This is a genomic window from Allocellulophaga tsushimaensis, assembly GCF_055383085.1.
This window is the reverse complement of record NZ_AP039451.1, coordinates 2027129-2046619: the sequence shown is the minus strand read 5'-3', so window position 1 is coordinate 2046619 and position 19491 is coordinate 2027129. Positions and strand designations below refer to the sequence as shown.

Below are 19491 nucleotides of genomic sequence, written 5' to 3'. Positions count from 1 at the left end.
TAAAAAATCTTATCAAAATTTAGAACAAGTATAATAAAGCTATGAGTTAAGCTAAAAATTCTATAGATAATAATTACTCATTATCTGCATAACTGGTCGTGAACTTCTCTAGAAAGGAGGTGTTCCAGCCGCACCTTCCGGTACGGCTACCTTGTTACGACTTAGCCCTAGTTACCGATCTTGCCCTAGGCCGCTCCTTACGGTGACGGACTTCAGGCACTCCCGGCTTCCATGGCTTGACGGGCGGTGTGTACAAGGCCCGGGAACGTATTCACCGGATCATGGCTGATATCCGATTACTAGCGATTCCAGCTTCACGGAGTCGAGTTGCAGACTCCGATCCGAACTGTGACCGGTTTTGTAGATTCGCTCCTTATCACTAAGTGGCTGCTCTCTGTACCGGCCATTGTAGCACGTGTGTGGCCCAGGACGTAAGGGCCGTGATGATTTGACGTCATCCCCACCTTCCTCACGGTTTGCACCGGCAGTCCCGTTAGAGTCCCCATCTTTACATGCTGGCAACTAACGGCAGGGGTTGCGCTCGTTATAGGACTTAACCTGACACCTCACGGCACGAGCTGACGACAACCATGCAGCACCTTGTAATATGTCCGAAGAAAACTCTATCTCTAAAGCTGTCATACTACATTTAAGCCCTGGTAAGGTTCCTCGCGTATCATCGAATTAAACCACATGCTCCACCGCTTGTGCGGGCCCCCGTCAATTCCTTTGAGTTTCATTCTTGCGAACGTACTCCCCAGGTGGGATACTTATCACTTTCGCTTGGCCGCGCAGTCCGAAAACCACACAGCTAGTATCCATCGTTTACGGCGTGGACTACCAGGGTATCTAATCCTGTTCGCTACCCACGCTTTCGTCCATCAGCGTCAATATATTGTTAGTGATCTGCCTTCGCAATCGGTATTCTAAGTAATATCTATGCATTTCACCGCTACACTACTTATTCTAACCACTTCACAATAATTCAAGACCGCCAGTATCAAAGGCAATTTTACAGTTGAGCTGCAAACTTTCACCTCTGACTTAACAGCCCGCCTACGGACCCTTTAAACCCAATAATTCCGGATAACGCTCGGACCCTCCGTATTACCGCGGCTGCTGGCACGGAGTTAGCCGGTCCTTATTCTTACAGTACCGTCATCAGTGCTCACGAGCACCTTATTCTTCCTGTATAAAAGCAGTTTACAACCCATAGGGCAGTCTTCCTGCACGCGGCATGGCTGGATCAGGCTCTCGCCCATTGTCCAATATTCCTCACTGCTGCCTCCCGTAGGAGTCTGGTCCGTGTCTCAGTACCAGTGTGGGGGATCTCCCTCTCAGGACCCCTACCCATCATCGTCTTGGTAAGCCGTTACCTTACCAACTAACTAATGGGACGCATACTCATCTTATACCGTAACCTTTAATTATATAATCATGCGACTTTATAATACCATGAGGTGTTAATCTTCGTTTCCAAAGGCTATCCCTCAGTATAAGGTAGATTGTATACGCGTTGCGCACCCGTGCGCCGGTCGTCATCAAGTGCAAGCACTCATGTTACCCCTCGACTTGCATGTGTTAGGCCTGCCGCTAGCGTTCATCCTGAGCCAGGATCAAACTCTTCATCGTTGTTTTGTAAATATTATATATCCACTTCCCAATAACTCAAATTATCATCCTAACTCAGTAACTATATTAAAACTTGTTCTAAATCCTAATATCTCTTTATCTTATATCTTATATGTGGCCATTATTTGATTCCTAAAAAACCAAACAACAACTATCATACGCGTTGTCTTTTCTATATGTCAATGAACTTTTTAATACCCTTAACTAAACCATTGTTTAACTAAGCGGGTGCAAATATACATACCTTTTTTATCCCAACAAGAATTTTTTAAGCTTTTTTTGGAAACATTTTAAAATAAATAATAAGTGACTGTATTATAGTGATTTACAATAAAAAAATAATATGAAAAAAGTGAAGCAATTTAATACTATGTATATTTTTACAATAGTTGCTTATTATTTTTTATTCCCAATACTAAAAGCTCTAGATATGTTAAAACCTAAAAATATATTTCCATCTCCAAAATCACCCCTTGCTTGCCCTAAAAAACCATTAGCAAAAATTGCTCTTGAATTAGAAACATGTAATTGAAATACATGACCACCAGTTTCTATCTCTATACCTAAAGCTAAGGAATTGTTAGAGTTAGAATTATCTACTCTATTTAAATGAATTCCATAATCTCCTATCAATGCAAGTCTTTTTGTTAATTTAATACGCCCTCCCACACCTAAGGCAAATTGCGCATTATCCTGATTATCTTCCATTACGGTATTATCATAAAAAAATGTTGGTATTAACTGTAAGGATAACCAATCATTAAATTTTCTTGAAATTAATAATTGATTGGCATAGCCTATCCGATCTGAAAATGTTAATCCTGGATATAGATTTACATCAAAATCTGTATTAATATTTATAAGATGGTAACCTACTAATGTAACAGGAGAACCTCCTTCTATTTGATTTACAAATCTATATTTAACAGCTGCATCATAGGTTTTATTGAATCCTGAACGAGATACTCCTACATTTAACCAATCTGTAGGACCATAAACAAATTGTATTCGCGCAGTTGCATCATCTAAACCTAAAAAATTATCTATTCCATCACTTAAATCTCCAAAACGATGTGATATGATAAATTGTAATTGCTTTCTGCCTACTAGTTTTGTGGATTCAAAATTAACAATTTTAATCCCTTTAAAAACCGATGTTACTACAGTTGGCTCATCAACAACTTCTTCCTCTAATTCATCTAGTAAATCGTCTTGCGCAAAAGTAATTACAGGTAAGAGTAATAATAAGAATACTAATTTCTTCATTAGGTATTATTTAATTTGTAGTTTAATTTTTACTTTATCAAAGAAGCTTGATCAAGTTTAACTTCTTCTAATAAATTATCATAACCAATACATCTACCTTTAACTTTTATGGTAGTATTTAAAAGGTTAGCTGTTGGCATCTTTACATCTTCTCCGCTGAAAGCACAAAAAACAACATCTTCAATAACAATAGAGGTTTCTTCAATACCAGTTAATACCCCTTCTATTGCAATTGTTTTATTTAAATACTTTTCAGTAGCCTTTTCTTCTTGATCTTGAAATTCTTTTATAAGGTCAGTTGCTTTTAAGGTGTAAATTGGTTGCTCTGATTTAATATCTCTATGGTCTTGATATATATAATTATAACTTGCAAAAGCAATAATTAAAACAACAATGATAGCTGTTATAAGTATTTTTTTATTTTTCATATATTCTAATATGATTATCTTTTCTTTAAATTAAAGCTTGCACTAATATTAATTTTATCTGAAATTTTTTCGCTAACCACATTAGGGATTTCAATATCAAAATCTGCTGGAGTTACTGAAAAGTTAGTTTTCACATCAATAACAACTTCATTTTTAATAATGAATATTGATGCTGTAACTTTTTTTGTTTTTCCATGAATGGTAAGGTCTCCTTCTACAGTATATTCTTTCTCTGAAGCTATTTCATCAATTGAAAAACCTTTGACTACACCATTAAAAGTTGCTTTAGGGTAGGTATTACTTTCCATATAGTTTTCATTAAAATGCTCCTCCATTAACGCATTTCTAAAACGAAAACCTTTGACCAATCCTAATACTGCTATTTTTCCTGATGTAATATCTAATATAGCAGTAGTAGTAGTGTTACTTGCTTTTACAGGCTCAAATGCTTCTACTGAAGCTTCAAAATCTAAAGTTCCTGTTTTTGTATAATATTTTTGTCCAAAACTTTGCGCTACTAGTGCAAAAAACAAAAAAGATAAAATTACTTTCTTCATGCTTACTTTCTTTAAATTTGAAGGATATTAATTTTCTAAAATACCATTATCTATCCAATTTCTAATATCGTCTATTATATTAGTAGCAAGATTTCTGGTAGGAGGCATTGGATTTGTTGTACTTGTCATACGGATAAGCATTCTTCCATTATTTGCAACTATAAATGCTCCTTCAAATGTATCTAAACGAACACCAGCTGTAGGATTGCTTGCACTATGGCACTCTACACATGAGCTTCCTAATATTGTCTGAACACGATTCTCATAAGTTATAATATCAGGACTTTCTTGTTCAGCAAGTTCTGAAAGTGTACTTGTTTCACAACTCATCAATCCAATCATTAAAAATAAAGCACAGTAAAAACCTACTTTTAATAAAGAACTATTTTTTTTCATGTTATTCTATCTTTTGTTTTAGCTTAGTTTTTGATAATTTAATAGGGTTTCAATAAAATGGAGTCAAAATTTTATCTTCTATATCTTACTCCGTTACAAGAACAGTCTATCTTAAAAACAAAAACTAACGCTATCTAAGTTACATTTATGTTTAAAACAAAGTAAAAAATTCAACATAAGCAGTTATATTACTAAATATGAGAAATATAGTAGTCTTTATTTTTCTACTCAAAAGTGAAAAAATAATATTAAACCTAAGTTAATTATGTTGTCAACTAAAATTTCTTTTCTTTACGAAAAGAAATTCCATACTACACCAAAGCGCACAATAAAATCTCTATAAGGATAGTCTGGAGCCGCATAAAAGTTATTTGTTTTTGAAAAAGAAGAGTTAAAGTGCTCAGCTTTAAGAAAAATACGTGTTTGCTTTACTTTAGCATTAACAAAAAAGTCTAATAATGGAAAACCTCCTATCTTTTCATTATTTTGAACATAAAATTCCCCCAAAAGAGGATTGTAAGCATTTGCATTATACTCGGTAAAATATTTTAAAGTAACTCCAGTTTGTAAAAACATTGCCTTTTTAAACACATCTGTTGAAAAATAAAGTGTATTTCTGGTCACTAATTGAGGCACATTTAAAACAGTATTGGTTTGAGATACGCTTTGATACATTACCGTATTATCTAAAGCAAAGCCTTTCCACTTGATTTCTTTTTCGTATTTTACTTTTATATAATTTACACTATTATTTTCTTGGATTGGTTTTACAATTTGATTCTCCGAACTTCCTTCAGCTATAACCGCACTAGCATCTGTTCCAAAATAGGTGTAATTATCTATGGTAGTAAATTTTGCAGAAACATTGCCTAATAATTTAGAATCTAAATTAAATTGCAAACTATTAGTACGTTCGTTTTCAAACACATCTGTATTCTGCCAATTGTAGTTTACATAATTACTTTGATAGAGTAAAAAATTAAAGTTTGGCAGTTTTGAGGAAGAATATAAAGTTGCATTTAAATTCATATCTGGGTTTAATTGATAAGCTAGAGATGCATTTAACAAACTATTTGTTAATATCCCTGAGAGACCAAAAGAACCATTTCCTTTTATTTTAAAATTTCCTATTTTTTTCTCATAATTAGCCCCTAAAACTAGCTCTTCACCCTGCAGTTTATTAGGAATAACAGTATTATCTGCTAATACAACAAGACTGTTAAAAAAGTAATTATAATTATATAAGCTAATTGACCCCCTTAATTTTCCTAATGTTGCATTATAAAACTCTGCATAGACCTTATTATAGAGTGTTTTTAGACGTGCTCTATCTTGTACATTTTGATTTAAAAATGATTCTCCAAAAAAACTATTTAAGGGTTGATCTTGCAAAAAATCATATAGTTTTGTTTCATAATTATACTGATGCCCAATAGCCAAAGATGTTTTCTCTACATAAGTAGAGTCTTTCTTTTTCCGGATTAATTTAAATTGATGTTCTAAAAAATAGCGTTTCCCTAAAAGCCTATTGTTCGCATTATCAAAATTAATATCTACTCTAATTCTATCGGAAAATGTATCGTCTTCTTTAGATTCAAATTGATTTACTTTATCACTTAAACCTCCATTTTCTAAAGTATTGATATCTTGAGCCGCAATATGAGCCCTTAAAGTATATCTATCATTTTTACTCTGATAATTTGTTGTTGTTCTAAAATTACCCGATTCTGCCTCACTAAATCTATATTTACCAAAAGACCTAAAACCTTTATACCCTATTGAAAAGTTTAGCCTTTTAGACAAATTAAATGCAGCCATAATATCTAATAACTGACCTTCTGTCGATGTTGTTTTAAACAATGCATCCGTCATAGGCGTAGGCACATTATAGTAATTTACATCTTCTTTTTCAGCATAATTAAAGTGTTTTGCTCTCGCTCCAAAACTTGGATAAAATTCTTCATTTTCAAAATCTACTCCTAAACTGTTATAAGGTTGCCCAATATTAGCAAATGGTAGTAACTCAAAATCATCTTTTCTTAAGTAATTGTATTTATAATCTTTTTTTACGCTAAGTGTAGTATCAACATAAGTAGTGTCTCTATCATAAGAGATTATTTTATAAAGATTGATAGGTGGTTTTTCACCTTCTTCTAAAGAATTAATATCAAATTCTTTAGAAGTTATCTTTTTTTCTACTTCTAGAGAATCAATTTTTTTTTCTTTTGGGATAGAATCGTTTTGTGCAAAAACTAAATTAAATAATAATAATAAGCCTAAAAAAAATAAATACTTCATTTGTAAAACTTGATTAAACAAAGGTAATTTTTTTGTCCTTAACTAAATGTGAAAGTTTTAGTAAGATTCTCCGACGGAATTAGAAAACATTTTTTTTCAAAATAAAAGCACCTTCCCGAACAAAAACTATATTCACCGAAAAAAAGTGGAGTATTCACTTTTTTTTGAGATATTTACACAAAAAAAGAATTATGTTAAGAAAATTATTTTTGGTTTGTTTTTTCATATCAACTTTATCGTACGCCCAATATAATGAAAGCGCACCTTGGATGGAAGATTTAAAAAAATCTAAGTCTACCTCTACAGCCAAAAACCAATCTTACACATTAGATGAGATTTCTAATGCCTTTGATAATTATTGGAAAGATAAAGACTACAATAAAAAAGGGAGCGGTTACAAACCGTTTAAAAGATGGGAAAACTACTGGCGCAATTTAGTAGAACCTAATGGGCAATTACCTACTGGAGATAAGATTTTTAGGAGTTTCCAAAAAAAAATGGCTAGTACTGCCAGAGTCAACCCCACGAGTAATTGGAACCCAATTGGCCCTTTTTCACCCGGCACTCTAAATACTAGTTTACCAGGTACTGGAAGAGTAAACCAGATGGCCGTGGATCCTAACAACCCCAATATTTGGTATGCTGGTGCAGCAGCAGGTGGAATATGGAAATCTACTGACGCAGGTGATACTTGGGTTAGTTTATTTGATCAGTTTTTACAAATTGGAGTTTCTGGAATAGCAATAGATCCCAACAATTCTGATATTATTTATATTACTACAGGTGATGATGATGGCGCAGATTCTCACAGTATTGGTGTATTTAAATCAATTGATGGAGGTTCTTCATGGAATGCTACAGGAAACATCCCTGGCAGTAGTGGAATTAATTTATTTATGAACGAAATTACTGTAGATCCAAATAATAGCAACATTGTATGGGCCGCTGGTACAACTGGACTATATAAGTCCATAAATGCAGGAACATCTTGGGAATTAAAAGCTTCCGGAAATATTCTTGATTTTAAATTAAAACCAGGATCTAGTAATACCATTTACGCAGTTACCAATTCAAGATATTTTAAATCTACTAATGGTGAGAATTTCACACGAATTACAGATATTTTACCCGCAGTATCAGGACGATTAGTTTTAGGAGTAAGCCCTGCAGACCCTAATACGGTATATATACTTAGTGCTAATAATGATAATAATAGAACCTACCAAGGATTATATAGATCTATTGATAGTGGTGAAACTTTTACTGAAGCAGCAAATACTACAAATATTTTTGAATCAAATCAAGCATTTTTTGATTTAGCACTAGCAGTATCACCAGATAACGCTAACCAAGTTTTTGTAGGCTGTCTAAATATTTGGCGAAGTAATAATGGTGGAAATTCATTTGCAAGAATAAATCAGTGGAATGTAAACAATCAGTCTTACTCTCATGCAGATATTCATACTTTAAAATTTTTCAACAATATATTATTTGCAGGTACAGATGGTGGATTGTACACTTCACTAGATAAAGGAACTACGTTTACAGACAAAACTAATAATATGGCTATTACCCAGTTTTATAGAATTTCTACTGCTAATAATAGTAGTAATAGAATAGCTGGTGGCACTCAGGATAATGCTGGTTTTGTTTCTAATGGAACAAACTGGAACGTTTACACTGGTGGAGATGGAATGGACTATGAAATAGACCCTAACAATCCGGATTTAATTTATGGCTTTTTTCAAAATGGCGGAGGGCTATTTATAACCACAAATGCTGGCGAATCTTTAGGCCGTGTTAATCCTCCTAATGGTGATGATGGAATGCCTTTAGTTGGAAATTGGATAACTCCTTTAGCTGTTTCAATTGATGGTGATGTTTTTGCTGGTTACAATAGGGCAGTATACAAATTAGTGGGTAATTCGTTTCAAAAATGGTCAAATGACTTTGGCAATGGAAATATAGATGATATCGAAACGGACCCTAACAACCCATTAATAGTCTATGCAGCTGAAGCCGAATTTTTATTCAGAAGTGAGGATGGCGGAGTCACTTTTTCTGCTTTTAATAGGTTTGATTCAGATATATCAGATATTGCTATTAATCAAACTGATGGTTCTTTTGTATATGTAACCACATCAAATAGAGTTGGTAGCGGAAGACCTCTATCTAGTCAACAAGCCTTAAGAGGCGTATTCAAGGTGCCTGTTAACTCAGACGGAAATGCTGGACCTGAAGAAGATATCACATTAAATCTCCCTTCGGATCAAGCTTTTTATGCCATAGTACATCAAGGCCGTCATACGGACAACCCAATATATGTAGCGACGAACTTAGGTGTTTACAGGCTTGACGATACTTTAACAGAATGGGAAGACTATTTTACTGCACTACCAAATACTGCTGTCAGTGATTTAGAAATTAATCTTAATGATGAAATTATCACAGCATCCACATATGGAAGGGGTGTTTGGCAATCTCCAATTCCAATTCAAATACCAGAAAATGATATTCGCTTAATTAATTTAACACCTTCAAATTCAATTCTATGTGGCGAAATTATACCGGAAATCACAGTTGAAAATAATGGATTAAACAGTATTACAGAAATTCAAATTTCTTATGAATTAGATGACACTGGTATTCAAAACACTATTTGGACAGGCACTCTAAATAGTGATGAAACTGTCACTATTCCGCTTCCTGCTATTACAGCTCTTGAAACTGGCTTACACACCTATAGCGCAACTGCAACTATTGCAAATGATACTTTTGCTGATAATAATACAATAGAAAACAGTTTTTTTGCAAATGATTTTGCCATTGGAGATGATGTTATAGATTTTGAAAGCGAGAATGAATCGCTACTCAATTATAATGCTGATGATTTTACTACAAGTGTTTGGGAAAGAGGAGTTCCTACTGGAACGTTATTAAATACAGCAACTTCCGGAACGCAAGTATATGGAACAAACTTAACTGGAAACCACCCTGATGGAACAAGAGGCTTTATTGTAAGTGGTTGTTATGAGTTAAATTCTATACTTGCTCCCGTTCTAAAGTTTAACATGGCTTATGACTTAGAGCTTAATTTTGATATTGTTTATGTTGAATACTCCATAAACGACGGAAGTTCTTGGAACGTTCTAGGCACAACAAATAGCTTACCGAATTGGTATAATAGTGATAGAACCGATAATGGTAACGATTGTCAAAATTGTACTGGAGCGCAGTGGACAGGGACTAACATTACTATGACTGAATATGCATATGATTTTGTTGCGAACGCAGCAGCTGGTGAAGTAGATTTAACAAATGAAAATAATGTTCTTTTTAGAATAGTTTTTCAGTCAGATCCTGGGATGAATCAAGAAGGCGTTATTATAGATGATTTTGTTGTTACTGGTTTTCAAGATGATGATGACGATGATAATGATGGAATTTTAGATGTTGATGATAACTGTCCATTAATTGGAAATTCAGATCAAGCAGATAATGATATGGATGGTATGGGCGATGTCTGTGATCCAGATGATGATAATGATGGAATTTTAGATATCAATGACAACTGTCCTTTTACTGCTAATGCAGATCAAGCAGATTTTGATAATGATGGTATTGGCGATATTTGTGATGATGACATAGATAATGACGGTGTCTTAAATACTGATGATCTGTGTTTAGAAACACCAGCAAATGCTGTAGTAGATATTGATGGTTGTGAAGTTTTTTCCTTACCTGCAAATAATTTTAGAATATTGGCAACAGGAGAATCTTGTACTTCTTCTAATAATGGATCAATTAGTATCACAGCAGAAAGTAACCTAAATTACACAAGTACTTTAACTGGAAATGGAGTAACTGAAACTAACGATTTTACTACTTCTACTTCTCATAATAATCTATCATCTGGCACCTACCAAATTTGTATTACGGTAGCTGGACAAGCTGATTATCAAATATGTTTTGAACTTAATATTGATCAACCTGAAGATTTATCTGTTTCCTCTAAAATAAATTCTTTAGAAAATAAAGTCACGCTAAGCCTATCTGGTGGTAAAACATACATCATAAATTTAAATGATAAAGTGTTCGAAACTTCTAAAAACGAAATTACACTTCCATTAGAACAAGTAGAAAATTTATTATCAGTTAAAACGGATAAAGATTGCCAAGGTTCTCATAATGAAACTATCTTATTAAATAATGAATTACTTATTTATCCTAATCCAATTTCTAATGGCGATTTAAATATCTTTTTTAATAAAAATTTAAATACAAGCACTGCTGAAATCTCATTATTTAGTGTTTCTGGTGGTTTACTTTACAAAAAAGTCATTGATTCTAATGGTTTTGGGGAATTTTCTTTTAATATGGATAATTTCTCTAATGGCGTATACATCCTTAATTTAAAAACAAATCAGTCATTACTTACTTATAAAATAATAAAAAAATGAAAAATATAAATAGTACATATATCATAGCTGTTTTACTCATCGCTTTTCTATTTTCTTGTGGGGGCTCAGGCTCTGGAGATGACGGAACAGATATCCCTGAAACACCAGTAGCAGCACCTTCTGCTGCAACTATAATATTTCCAGAAGATAATACAGAATGTAATACTGGAGTTATTGTAAATGACGAACAAAGTAATGTTACGTTCGAATGGAGTGCTTCACTAAATACAGATAGTTATGAAGTAAACCTTACTAACCTTAATACAGGAATCACTTCTAGATCTACCTCCTCTACCACAGAAGCTACTATCACTATTCAAAGAGGTACTCCATATGCTTGGTCTGTAGTTTCAAGAGCTGTTGGAACAGCAGAGACAGCAGAAAGCTCAGAATCTCGTTTTTATAACGAAGGGCCAGGTACTGAAAATTATGCTCCTTTTCCTGCTCAAGCTATTAGTCCAGTAAGAGGAAATAGTGTTACAGGTACCACTATAGATTTAGTTTGGGATGCAAGCGATGTAGATAATGATATTGTTAGTTATGAAGTTTTCTTAGATACTAGTGCTATACCCTCTACTTCTATTGGTACAACAGTAGGCATGAGAATAGAAAATGTTAATATTACAGGAGGAACAAAGTATTATTGGCAAGTAACTACCTCTGATGCTGTAGGAAATTCATCTCAATCAGAAATTTTTGAATTTATTGTTAATTAGGAAAATTTTAACTGAAAACTATTTTTTAATAATTTTTTTCTATATAAATTGAATAAAAATCAAAAGGAAATAAACAATATTAAGGCTATTTTATTCATAAAACAGGGAATTTTACCAAAATTGCCCATTAAATCTAAACCAGTATGAAATTTCTCAAAAAAAAAATAATCTTCATAGTACTCATTAATCTAGCATTGTATTCTTTTAATGTTAGATCACAAGGAATTAACTTACCAACAGACTACATTCGTAATAGTGTTCAAGGTAATAATATAACTCTCAGTAAAGTTGAGGGTTCACCTTACATAAACGACAACTTCTTAAACGGGAAAATATATATTAGAAAAAAAACATATAATGGTTTTTTACGATACAATGCATTAAATGATGAAATTGAATTAAAAGAGAATGATGGTACAGTGACAAGTCTTCTTAAAAGAAATTATGTTAAAGCTTCTATACAAAAAATGAATTATGCAATTCATAATTTCAATAAGGGCAACACAATAAAACAAGGCTATTTTCAAGAAATAACTGAGTATAACAATCCTACATTATTACTTTACAAACAGGAAAAAGTCTTAATACCGGCACAAAAAGCAAGTTCAAGTTATAAAAAAGGAAGTCCTGCCAGAATTATAAATGAAAATACCTACTATATCAAAATTGGCGATAATCCAGCTCAACCTATCAATCTAAATAAAAAAAGTATATTATCTGTAATAGGCGCCAATAAAGAAAAACTTAAAACATTCATAAAAACCAGCAAATTAAATCTTAAAAAAGAAGAAGATTTAATAAAACTTATCAATTACAATAATACTTTGTAGCATAGTTCATTTTTGATTAAATTATAAGCACATATAATAACTCATAATCAAAAAAAGATTGATATGAAGTTATCAAATATTCTTTAGTGATATCTAATTGGATAGTTTTTATTTTCAATTAGATATCACTTTTTTTAAATGCCGTTTTTACACAAGTGTTCAAACAGCACATATCTACGCAACTAAATTAGGATATACCCTGAAAATAAAAGTATATATAGTAAAGCTCATGTACGACAACAAGTAGAGTCCAAAATTGATCGCAAAACACTTTGCAAAGGAAGTTTAATCTAATTCTAATGACGATATCATCAGTAAATGGATTAGGCAAAAGCATAGTCATTATCGGAAAAAAGAGTCTATACAGCATACTTACGGAAGATAGCAAACGAACAATCCATGAGATAAACAGTAAACTGTTTTTAAATAAAGTGACCTGCCAGTAGTGGCCCAACGCAAACGTATTGGGGAAATAGAAGTTAATCTGATAATATCATAAGATAACATTATTTCTAATAACCGATAGCGCTACACTAGTGACCATGCCAGAAAATCTCAATGGTCTAAGCACGGAACACGTCTATGACAGAATAAAAAAACATATGCCAAACTACAGTATAGTGAATAAAGATTACTACCATTGATAACGGAAAATTTGCACACCTTATTAAAACATAATTTATCAGACGATACACCAATAAAGGCAAAAGAAACCTTTGGAAATAGAACAGGAGTCATTAGACAGACTTCACAAAAAACCAAATTTGACCTAGCAACGGAAAAGAGAATCTAAGAAGTAGAAGTATTAGTAAATTGTAAACCTGTTAGAAAATTTAAGTATAATAGTTCTATTGAAACCTTAAAAAAGTATGTTGACTTAAGCTTATCTTTCATTAAATCATCATCAAATTACTTTTATTCTTTAGATAAACGTTACAATATGAAATCCTAACAAATACTTATAATACTTAATACTATTTATAAACATTTATTAAACCCCCAGTTAATAAAAGATGTTTTTTATAATGAAGTTGAGGCTATATACTTTGTATTCAGTATAATTTAAAACAATTGCTACTGCAATGCATGACTGGCTATATTTGACAGGTAACGATAAGTATCTTGTTGATCTAGATATAATTATAATACATTTAGTATTCATTGAACACCTATTAACAATTGAATTAATTAATTTTATGAGAAATAAAATAAAAGATGAATAAAAAAAATCCCTTACTACGTAAATTAGTAAGGGATTTGTAAATATCAATAAGCTAAATTAGTAAAGCTTAAAATTTAAAAAAATTATTATGGTGTTACAGATAATACTAATGTAAAACTATCATTTGGTGCGGCGAATATAGTATTTGTTACTGTAATACTAATTTGATTAATACACGTTAGAGCTCTCCCGCTTAAATCTACAATAGGTACTGGAAGTGTTCCTCCATTGACAAAAATATTTGTTCCTTCTGGAGATCCATTAGAAATAGTTCCATCATCTGGATTTATATTCAGAATAATATCATCCGAAGAACCCACTCCAAATCCACCAACAATAGTAACTTGATTTTCACCAGGTCCTGCTATAACAGTTCTAGGATCACTAGCAGTTACTGGGTTTCCAAAAGCAGCTAGTAATGTATTAGAAGTTGTGACTGCCATTCCAGTAATATCATCAATATCTGTTGACGGGCACTCTACTGTGAAACCTATTTCATAAGTATCAATGCTTCCTATAGAATCATTAACAATCGCTCCTTCAACAGCATCTAAACTAAGTACTAAATTACTACCCATATCAGGAAAAACATCAGTAGCAAATGTCGTAACAACTACATCAACTGAAAATTCTCCAGCTGGTATTACAGGACTCAATGTCTCAATTGCATATAACGTAGGATCAATACTTGATAAAGAATCAACAGAAATATTTACTGTACGATCTGCAGATGAAACAGTAGATACACTAACTGCATATGTCTGGTCTGTATCTGCAGCAGGATTAAATACCAAATCGTCTGGTGAAGGGTTTTCAAATGTAGCAAATGATGTACCGTTTACTTCATCAAAAGTAATAAACTCTGCATCATCGCACCCCATAAAAGAAAGTGCAATTAGAGATAATAAAATATATTTTTTCATGTTATTCATCATTTAATTGTTAATACCCAGGGTTTTGTTGTATTTCATTATTAGCATTAAGTTCGTTCAAAGGAACAGGTAACGTAAATCTGAAATCAGTAGCTGGCAATGAGCAAGCACCATTTACCGCGCAATCTAAAGGACTTCTTAAAATACCTCTATTTCCTCTTTCTCCTAGCCTTTTTAAATCTACCCAACGATATCCTTCAAAAGCAAACTCAACCCTTCTCTCATCTATAATAGCTCCAAATGCATCCTGAGCACTAGAAAAAGTGGGGGCAGCCGTATCTATACCAAATCTTGCATCTCTTAATTCCTTTATAAAATTAGCTGCAGCTCCCAAGTTACCATTTGCAACTGCTGCCTCAGCTCTAAATAAAACAAGCTCTGAAGATCTAAAAATTTTATGATCATTAAGTAATGGCTGTCCAGGCTTTCCTTCATACTTACTAACCAAAAGAACATCATCATTAGCGAAATCACCTGCATTCGCTGGATCAGGACTTATTACTGAACTTGCACCAACAATAACATCAAAACGAACATCATCAGGGTCTAATATGTCAAACAATGATCTCCCTATATCAAAATAAGGTGCTCCACCAGCTGTTGAATTTACAAACGCATAATTTGCTCCTATCCAACCACCACCACCAGCAGTACCTGTAGGCCCTTGGTTATCAAATGGTCCATTTATTACACGTAATAATTTAAAAATAACCTCACCATCATCAGTATCTGCAAACATAGCTTCATACTGTGCTCTGTTCGACAAAGGATGTCTCGATAACAAATCAGCCGCCATTGCATCAACTTGACCATATTGCTGTCTAAAAGCTGCAATTCTAACTCTAAGAAAATCAATAAAATCAAGACTTACACCCGTAGCGTCTGACTGAATGTTTATAAAATTCTCCGCTGTGTTTAAATCATCGTTAATAGCATCATAAAATACTCCATTAGTACTACGTGGTAATTGCAAATCTACAGTAGGAACAAAATCTATGAAAATTCCTGCAAGTGCTGTGTCATCCGTATAATCTGTTGAAAAATAAGTAAGTATCTCAAAATTTACATATGCTCTTAAAGCAAGTAGAGTTCCTAAAATTTCATTTCCTCTTACCTGTTCATCATCTTCTAATTCTACAGATTCTGTAGCTACTATAAGTCTATTTATTCTGTTCAAAGCAAAATAATATCTGAACCACAATGAATTTGGAGCAGAACTACCTGCATTTAGAACAAAACCATAAGATCCATCATTTAGACCTTGGCCACCATTACTAGGTCCAATACCAACTTCATCTGTAAAAACAGAATTAAATTGGGTTTGCCCAGAATTATCAAGTGCACCTAAAACTCCTGGTAAACCAGCTTCTAAATCAGCTAGGTTTTTAAAAGCAACATCTGCACTTAATCTTCCTGGTTGCTCTATATCTATAGCATCGTTACAGGATAAAAATAACCCTACTGAAGCTAAAATTAATAATTTAAAACTATATTTTTTCATATCTTATTTTTTTTAAAAACCAATTTCAATACCAAATGAAAATACTTTTGGAGTAGGAAAAAGTCTGCTTTGAGTTGGGTCAAAAGTATTTACAACTTCAGCATCAAATCCTCTCCATGGAGTAAATGTAAAAATATTTTCGCCTTGACCAAATACTCTTAATCTAGAGATCCCCGTACCCTTCAAAAATTCTGCAGGAAAATTATACCCAATTGTTGCAAATCTTAAACGTAAAAAATCTGCACTTTGCAAAAATCTATCTGAATTAGCACCTAAAGCAAAGTTGGTAGCATCTAATGAAGGAATATCAGTTACCCTGTTATCAGGTGTAAAAGCGCGCTCTAAATCTGCTGATGTTCTAAATTGTCCAATATTATTTGGATTTAAAAATCCTGCAAGATCATTGTCTATTCTATCTACTCCAATAGCATAATTCCATTGAGTTGATGCAAAAAATCCTTTATAATTAAAATCAAAACCAAAACTACCTTGGTAATCAGGTGAGATATTTTTTCCTAGAAAAACTCTATCTGTATCTACATCTGGGTTTTCTGTAGTATTACCATCTGCATCTAAGAATAATAAATTACCATTAGCAGGGTTAACACCTGCATACCTAACCAAAAAGTATTCGTTAATTAGCCCACCTTCTTGCAAAGCAATACCACCAATACCACCAGGGTTTCTGATTATACCATCTTCTGTAGGTAAATCTATAACTTCTTGTTTATTGTAATTAGAAACAAAATTTAAGGTTAAGCCAATATCTTTTGTTCTTACAATATCATAATTTAAAGTAAGTTCTACACCACTGTTTTTGATTTCTCCAGAATTTGTATTTAGTAGTGTCTGTCCATTTATAGGTGAAATTGGTGAACCAACAAATAAATCAGAAGTTGTTCTTGTGTAAACATCTGCATTACCTCTTAATTTGCTGTTAAATAATTCAAAATCTACACCAATATCAGTTTGTTTTGTTGTTTCCCATTTTAGGGTATTATTACCAATTTGCCCTAAAAATAGAGAGTTCTGACCTCCAAGTCCAGCTCCGGTAACAAATAAATCCCTGGTTAAATCTGGTGCATCAAAATTGATTCCTCTTGGCGCAGTATTCGCAATAAACTGGTTCCCAGTTACACCCCATGAACCTCTCAACTTTAATACATTAACAAAAGAATCATCACTAAACCATTTTTCCTCGTTAATATTCCATCGTCCAGAAACTGAACCAAATGTACCAAACCTATTACTTTCTGCGAATCTGAAAGAAGCATCCCTTCTTATTGTTCCTGTAATACCAAATCTTCTATCATAATCCCAATCTCCTTGAAAAAAGTAAGAAAACAATCCAGACCTAAGCCTGTTAGCATTTATTGTATCTACAAATAAATCATTATCTGGATTATCCGGAACAAAAGCACTTCCATCACCAGGGCTAGCAAGTTCTGGAACTAAACCATCTGCAAAGAAGCCGAAATCTTGAAAGAAACCTCTAAAATACTCAGTGTAAGCTCCTAAATCAATAGTGTTTTTACCAAAACCTTTGTTATACGTAAGAGATGTAACTTGATTATACAAAAACTGTTGCTCAATATCTTGTATTTGAAAACCTGGAGGATCTTGTGGTCCTGCAAATATTAAGGCGTTAAAAGAGTTTGGAAATTCTGTTTGATTTAATGTTTGCTGACGATATTCACCACTTAATCTAACATTAGCTCTAAAACCATCAAAAAGTTCATAGCTAGTGTCAAAATTACCAAGAATCTGAAGTTCATCTTCTCTTCTTTCAAAAGTGTTTACAAGATCTAATAATAAAAATGGAGTATCTGGAAAAAAGTTATTCCTTGCTACTAACTCAGCACCATCTGGCAAATCATCAGGGTTTAAATATGGCAAACCTTGTACAGCTCCAAGCACTAAATTTCTATTAATGGCACCTCCTCCAATATTATTTGGCTCATCATTCTGTGAATAGTTAACTGCAATATTAGATGAAAAATTAAACTTATCATTGTCTGATTTACCAGTAAGGTTATTTCTAAAATTAAATCTAGTTAACCTACTGTTTTGAAGGATTCCTTCTTGATCTCTAAAACCTAAAGATGTGAATTGTGTAAAATTCTCTGATCCACTTGATAAATTTATAGTATGGTTTTGCGCTAGTGCTCTTCTAAATAAAACTTGAGTCCAATCTGTAGTCTCAAATGCTCCAATTTCAGCATCTGTTAGCCCATTTCCTACACCAACACTACGTTGACGCTCTAATCTAAGCTGCTGTTGTGAGTCATTTAAATTATATCTCTTCCCATCATTAATAAGACTAGACAATTCTAAAACACCATTGTAAGTTACTTGAAGCTTTTGGTTATAACTACCATTTCTAGTAGTAATTAAAATAACACCGTTTGCTCCACGGTTTCCATAAATTGCTGTAGCTCCTGCATCCTTTAGCACGGTAACTGTTTCAATATCATTATTACCTAAACTTCTAAAGGCATTACCATCCACAGGTATACCATCAATAACAAATAACGGATCAGTATTACCATTTAACGAACCAACACCTCTTAAATTAACTCTTGGTGGTGCTCCTGGTTGTCCAGACGCAGCAGTGATATTTAAACCAGCTATTTGACCTGAAAGCGTTTGAACCACACTCGCATTTGGTCTATTGATTAAAGTTTCTGCAGTCACCGTTGATGTAGCAATACTAGATGTTGCTTTAGTAGCAGTACGATACCCTTGAACAACAACCTCATCCAAAGCCTCCGCATCTTCCAACATCTGAACATTTATTGAGTTTGAAGAACCGACAGTTCTAGTTTCAGTTTTCTGACCCAGATAACTGAACCTTAATTTCTGCCCAACACTTGCAGTTATGGTATAGTTACCATCAAAATCTGTTTGTGTTCCACTAGTAGTACCTACTACTAATACGGAGACACCAGGCAATGGTAGACCACTTTGATCTGTCACATTACCCGAAATAGTTTTCCCTTGTCCATAAGAGAAACTCATAAATAACACCAACAAAGGTGTTAAAATCCAAGTTAACTTTGATTTCATTTAAATAATTTTTTGAATTAGTCAACCGCTAAAGTCTTAATAAATAGTTAATAATCCAAAAAATAAATCTAAAACAATGGCATTTTGTTAAAATTGATGAAAATTTTATGAGATCAACAGAAAAATAATTTTTAATTGCTCATTATTTACCAATTTTAACATAATAGCATATATTACATCAAATATA

General features: G+C 33.1%; 11 protein-coding genes and 1 rRNA gene. 3 read left to right on the top strand and 9 right to left on the bottom strand.

Annotated features, from left to right (window positions below):
• Positions 1-112: 112 nt before the first annotated feature.
• From ACZ451_RS08750 to ACZ451_RS08725, 6 genes are all read right to left on the bottom strand, one after another.
• A 16S ribosomal RNA gene (locus tag ACZ451_RS08750) occupies positions 113-1632 on the bottom strand.
• A 396-nt stretch (positions 1633-2028) separates the two neighbouring features.
• Positions 2029-2898: a DUF5777 family beta-barrel protein gene (locus ACZ451_RS08745; protein WP_464216736.1), complete on the bottom strand. Its 870-nt coding sequence runs from the start codon at positions 2896-2898 to the stop codon at positions 2029-2031.
• Positions 2899-2927: 29 nt separating this feature from the next.
• Complete coding sequence (locus ACZ451_RS08740) at positions 2928-3326, bottom strand: OB-fold protein (RefSeq protein WP_464216735.1); 399 nt, start codon at positions 3324-3326, stop codon at positions 2928-2930.
• Between the two features lie 14 nt (positions 3327-3340).
• On the bottom strand, positions 3341-3883 hold the full coding sequence (locus ACZ451_RS08735; RefSeq protein WP_464216734.1) for a YceI family protein: 543 nt from the start codon (positions 3881-3883) through the stop codon (positions 3341-3343).
• A gap of 27 nt (positions 3884-3910) precedes the next feature.
• Positions 3911-4279 carry a c-type cytochrome domain-containing protein gene (locus tag ACZ451_RS08730; RefSeq protein ID WP_464216733.1) on the bottom strand — a complete coding sequence of 123 codons (369 nt, stop codon included), beginning with the start codon at positions 4277-4279 and terminating at the stop codon, positions 3911-3913.
• Between the two features lie 291 nt (positions 4280-4570).
• Positions 4571-6577 (bottom strand): putative porin, encoded by a 2007-nt coding sequence (locus tag ACZ451_RS08725; RefSeq protein ID WP_464216732.1) that lies wholly within the window; start codon positions 6575-6577, stop codon positions 4571-4573.
• A 191-nt stretch (positions 6578-6768) separates the two neighbouring features.
• On the opposite strand from ACZ451_RS08725, the gene ACZ451_RS08720 reads away from it, so the two are divergent.
• The 3 genes from ACZ451_RS08720 to ACZ451_RS08710 all read left to right on the top strand — a co-directional run bounded on the left by ACZ451_RS08720 (position 6769) and on the right by ACZ451_RS08710 (position 12583).
• A complete protein-coding gene (locus tag ACZ451_RS08720) occupies positions 6769-11037 on the top strand; it encodes a thrombospondin type 3 repeat-containing protein (RefSeq protein ID WP_464216731.1) in 4269 nt (1422 codons plus the stop codon).
• Entirely contained in the window at positions 11034-11753 is a 720-nt protein-coding gene (locus tag ACZ451_RS08715; RefSeq protein WP_464216730.1) for a hypothetical protein, read from the top strand. Before ACZ451_RS08720 ends, ACZ451_RS08715 begins: the two co-directional genes overlap by 4 nt.
• Before the next feature lie 143 nt (positions 11754-11896).
• Positions 11897-12583, top strand: coding sequence for a hypothetical protein (locus tag ACZ451_RS08710; RefSeq protein ID WP_464216729.1), 687 nt, complete (start codon positions 11897-11899; stop codon positions 12581-12583).
• Positions 12584-13891: 1308 nt separating this feature from the next.
• On the opposite strand, the gene ACZ451_RS08705 is transcribed toward ACZ451_RS08710, so the two are convergent.
• From ACZ451_RS08705 to ACZ451_RS08695, 3 genes are read right to left on the bottom strand one after another with little or no spacing between them, the layout of a single operon-like run.
• Complete coding sequence (locus ACZ451_RS08705) at positions 13892-14728, bottom strand: hypothetical protein (protein WP_464216728.1); 837 nt, start codon at positions 14726-14728, stop codon at positions 13892-13894.
• 19 nt (positions 14729-14747) lie between these two features.
• Positions 14748-16238, bottom strand: a complete 1491-nt coding sequence (locus ACZ451_RS08700) for a RagB/SusD family nutrient uptake outer membrane protein (RefSeq protein ID WP_464216727.1) — start codon at positions 16236-16238, stop codon at positions 14748-14750.
• 12 nt (positions 16239-16250) lie between these two features.
• The gene (locus ACZ451_RS08695) at positions 16251-19304 is read right to left on the bottom strand and encodes a SusC/RagA family TonB-linked outer membrane protein (RefSeq protein ID WP_464216726.1); all 3054 of its coding nucleotides are present in this window, start codon (positions 19302-19304) and stop codon (positions 16251-16253) included.
• Positions 19305-19491: the final 187 nt, after the last annotated feature.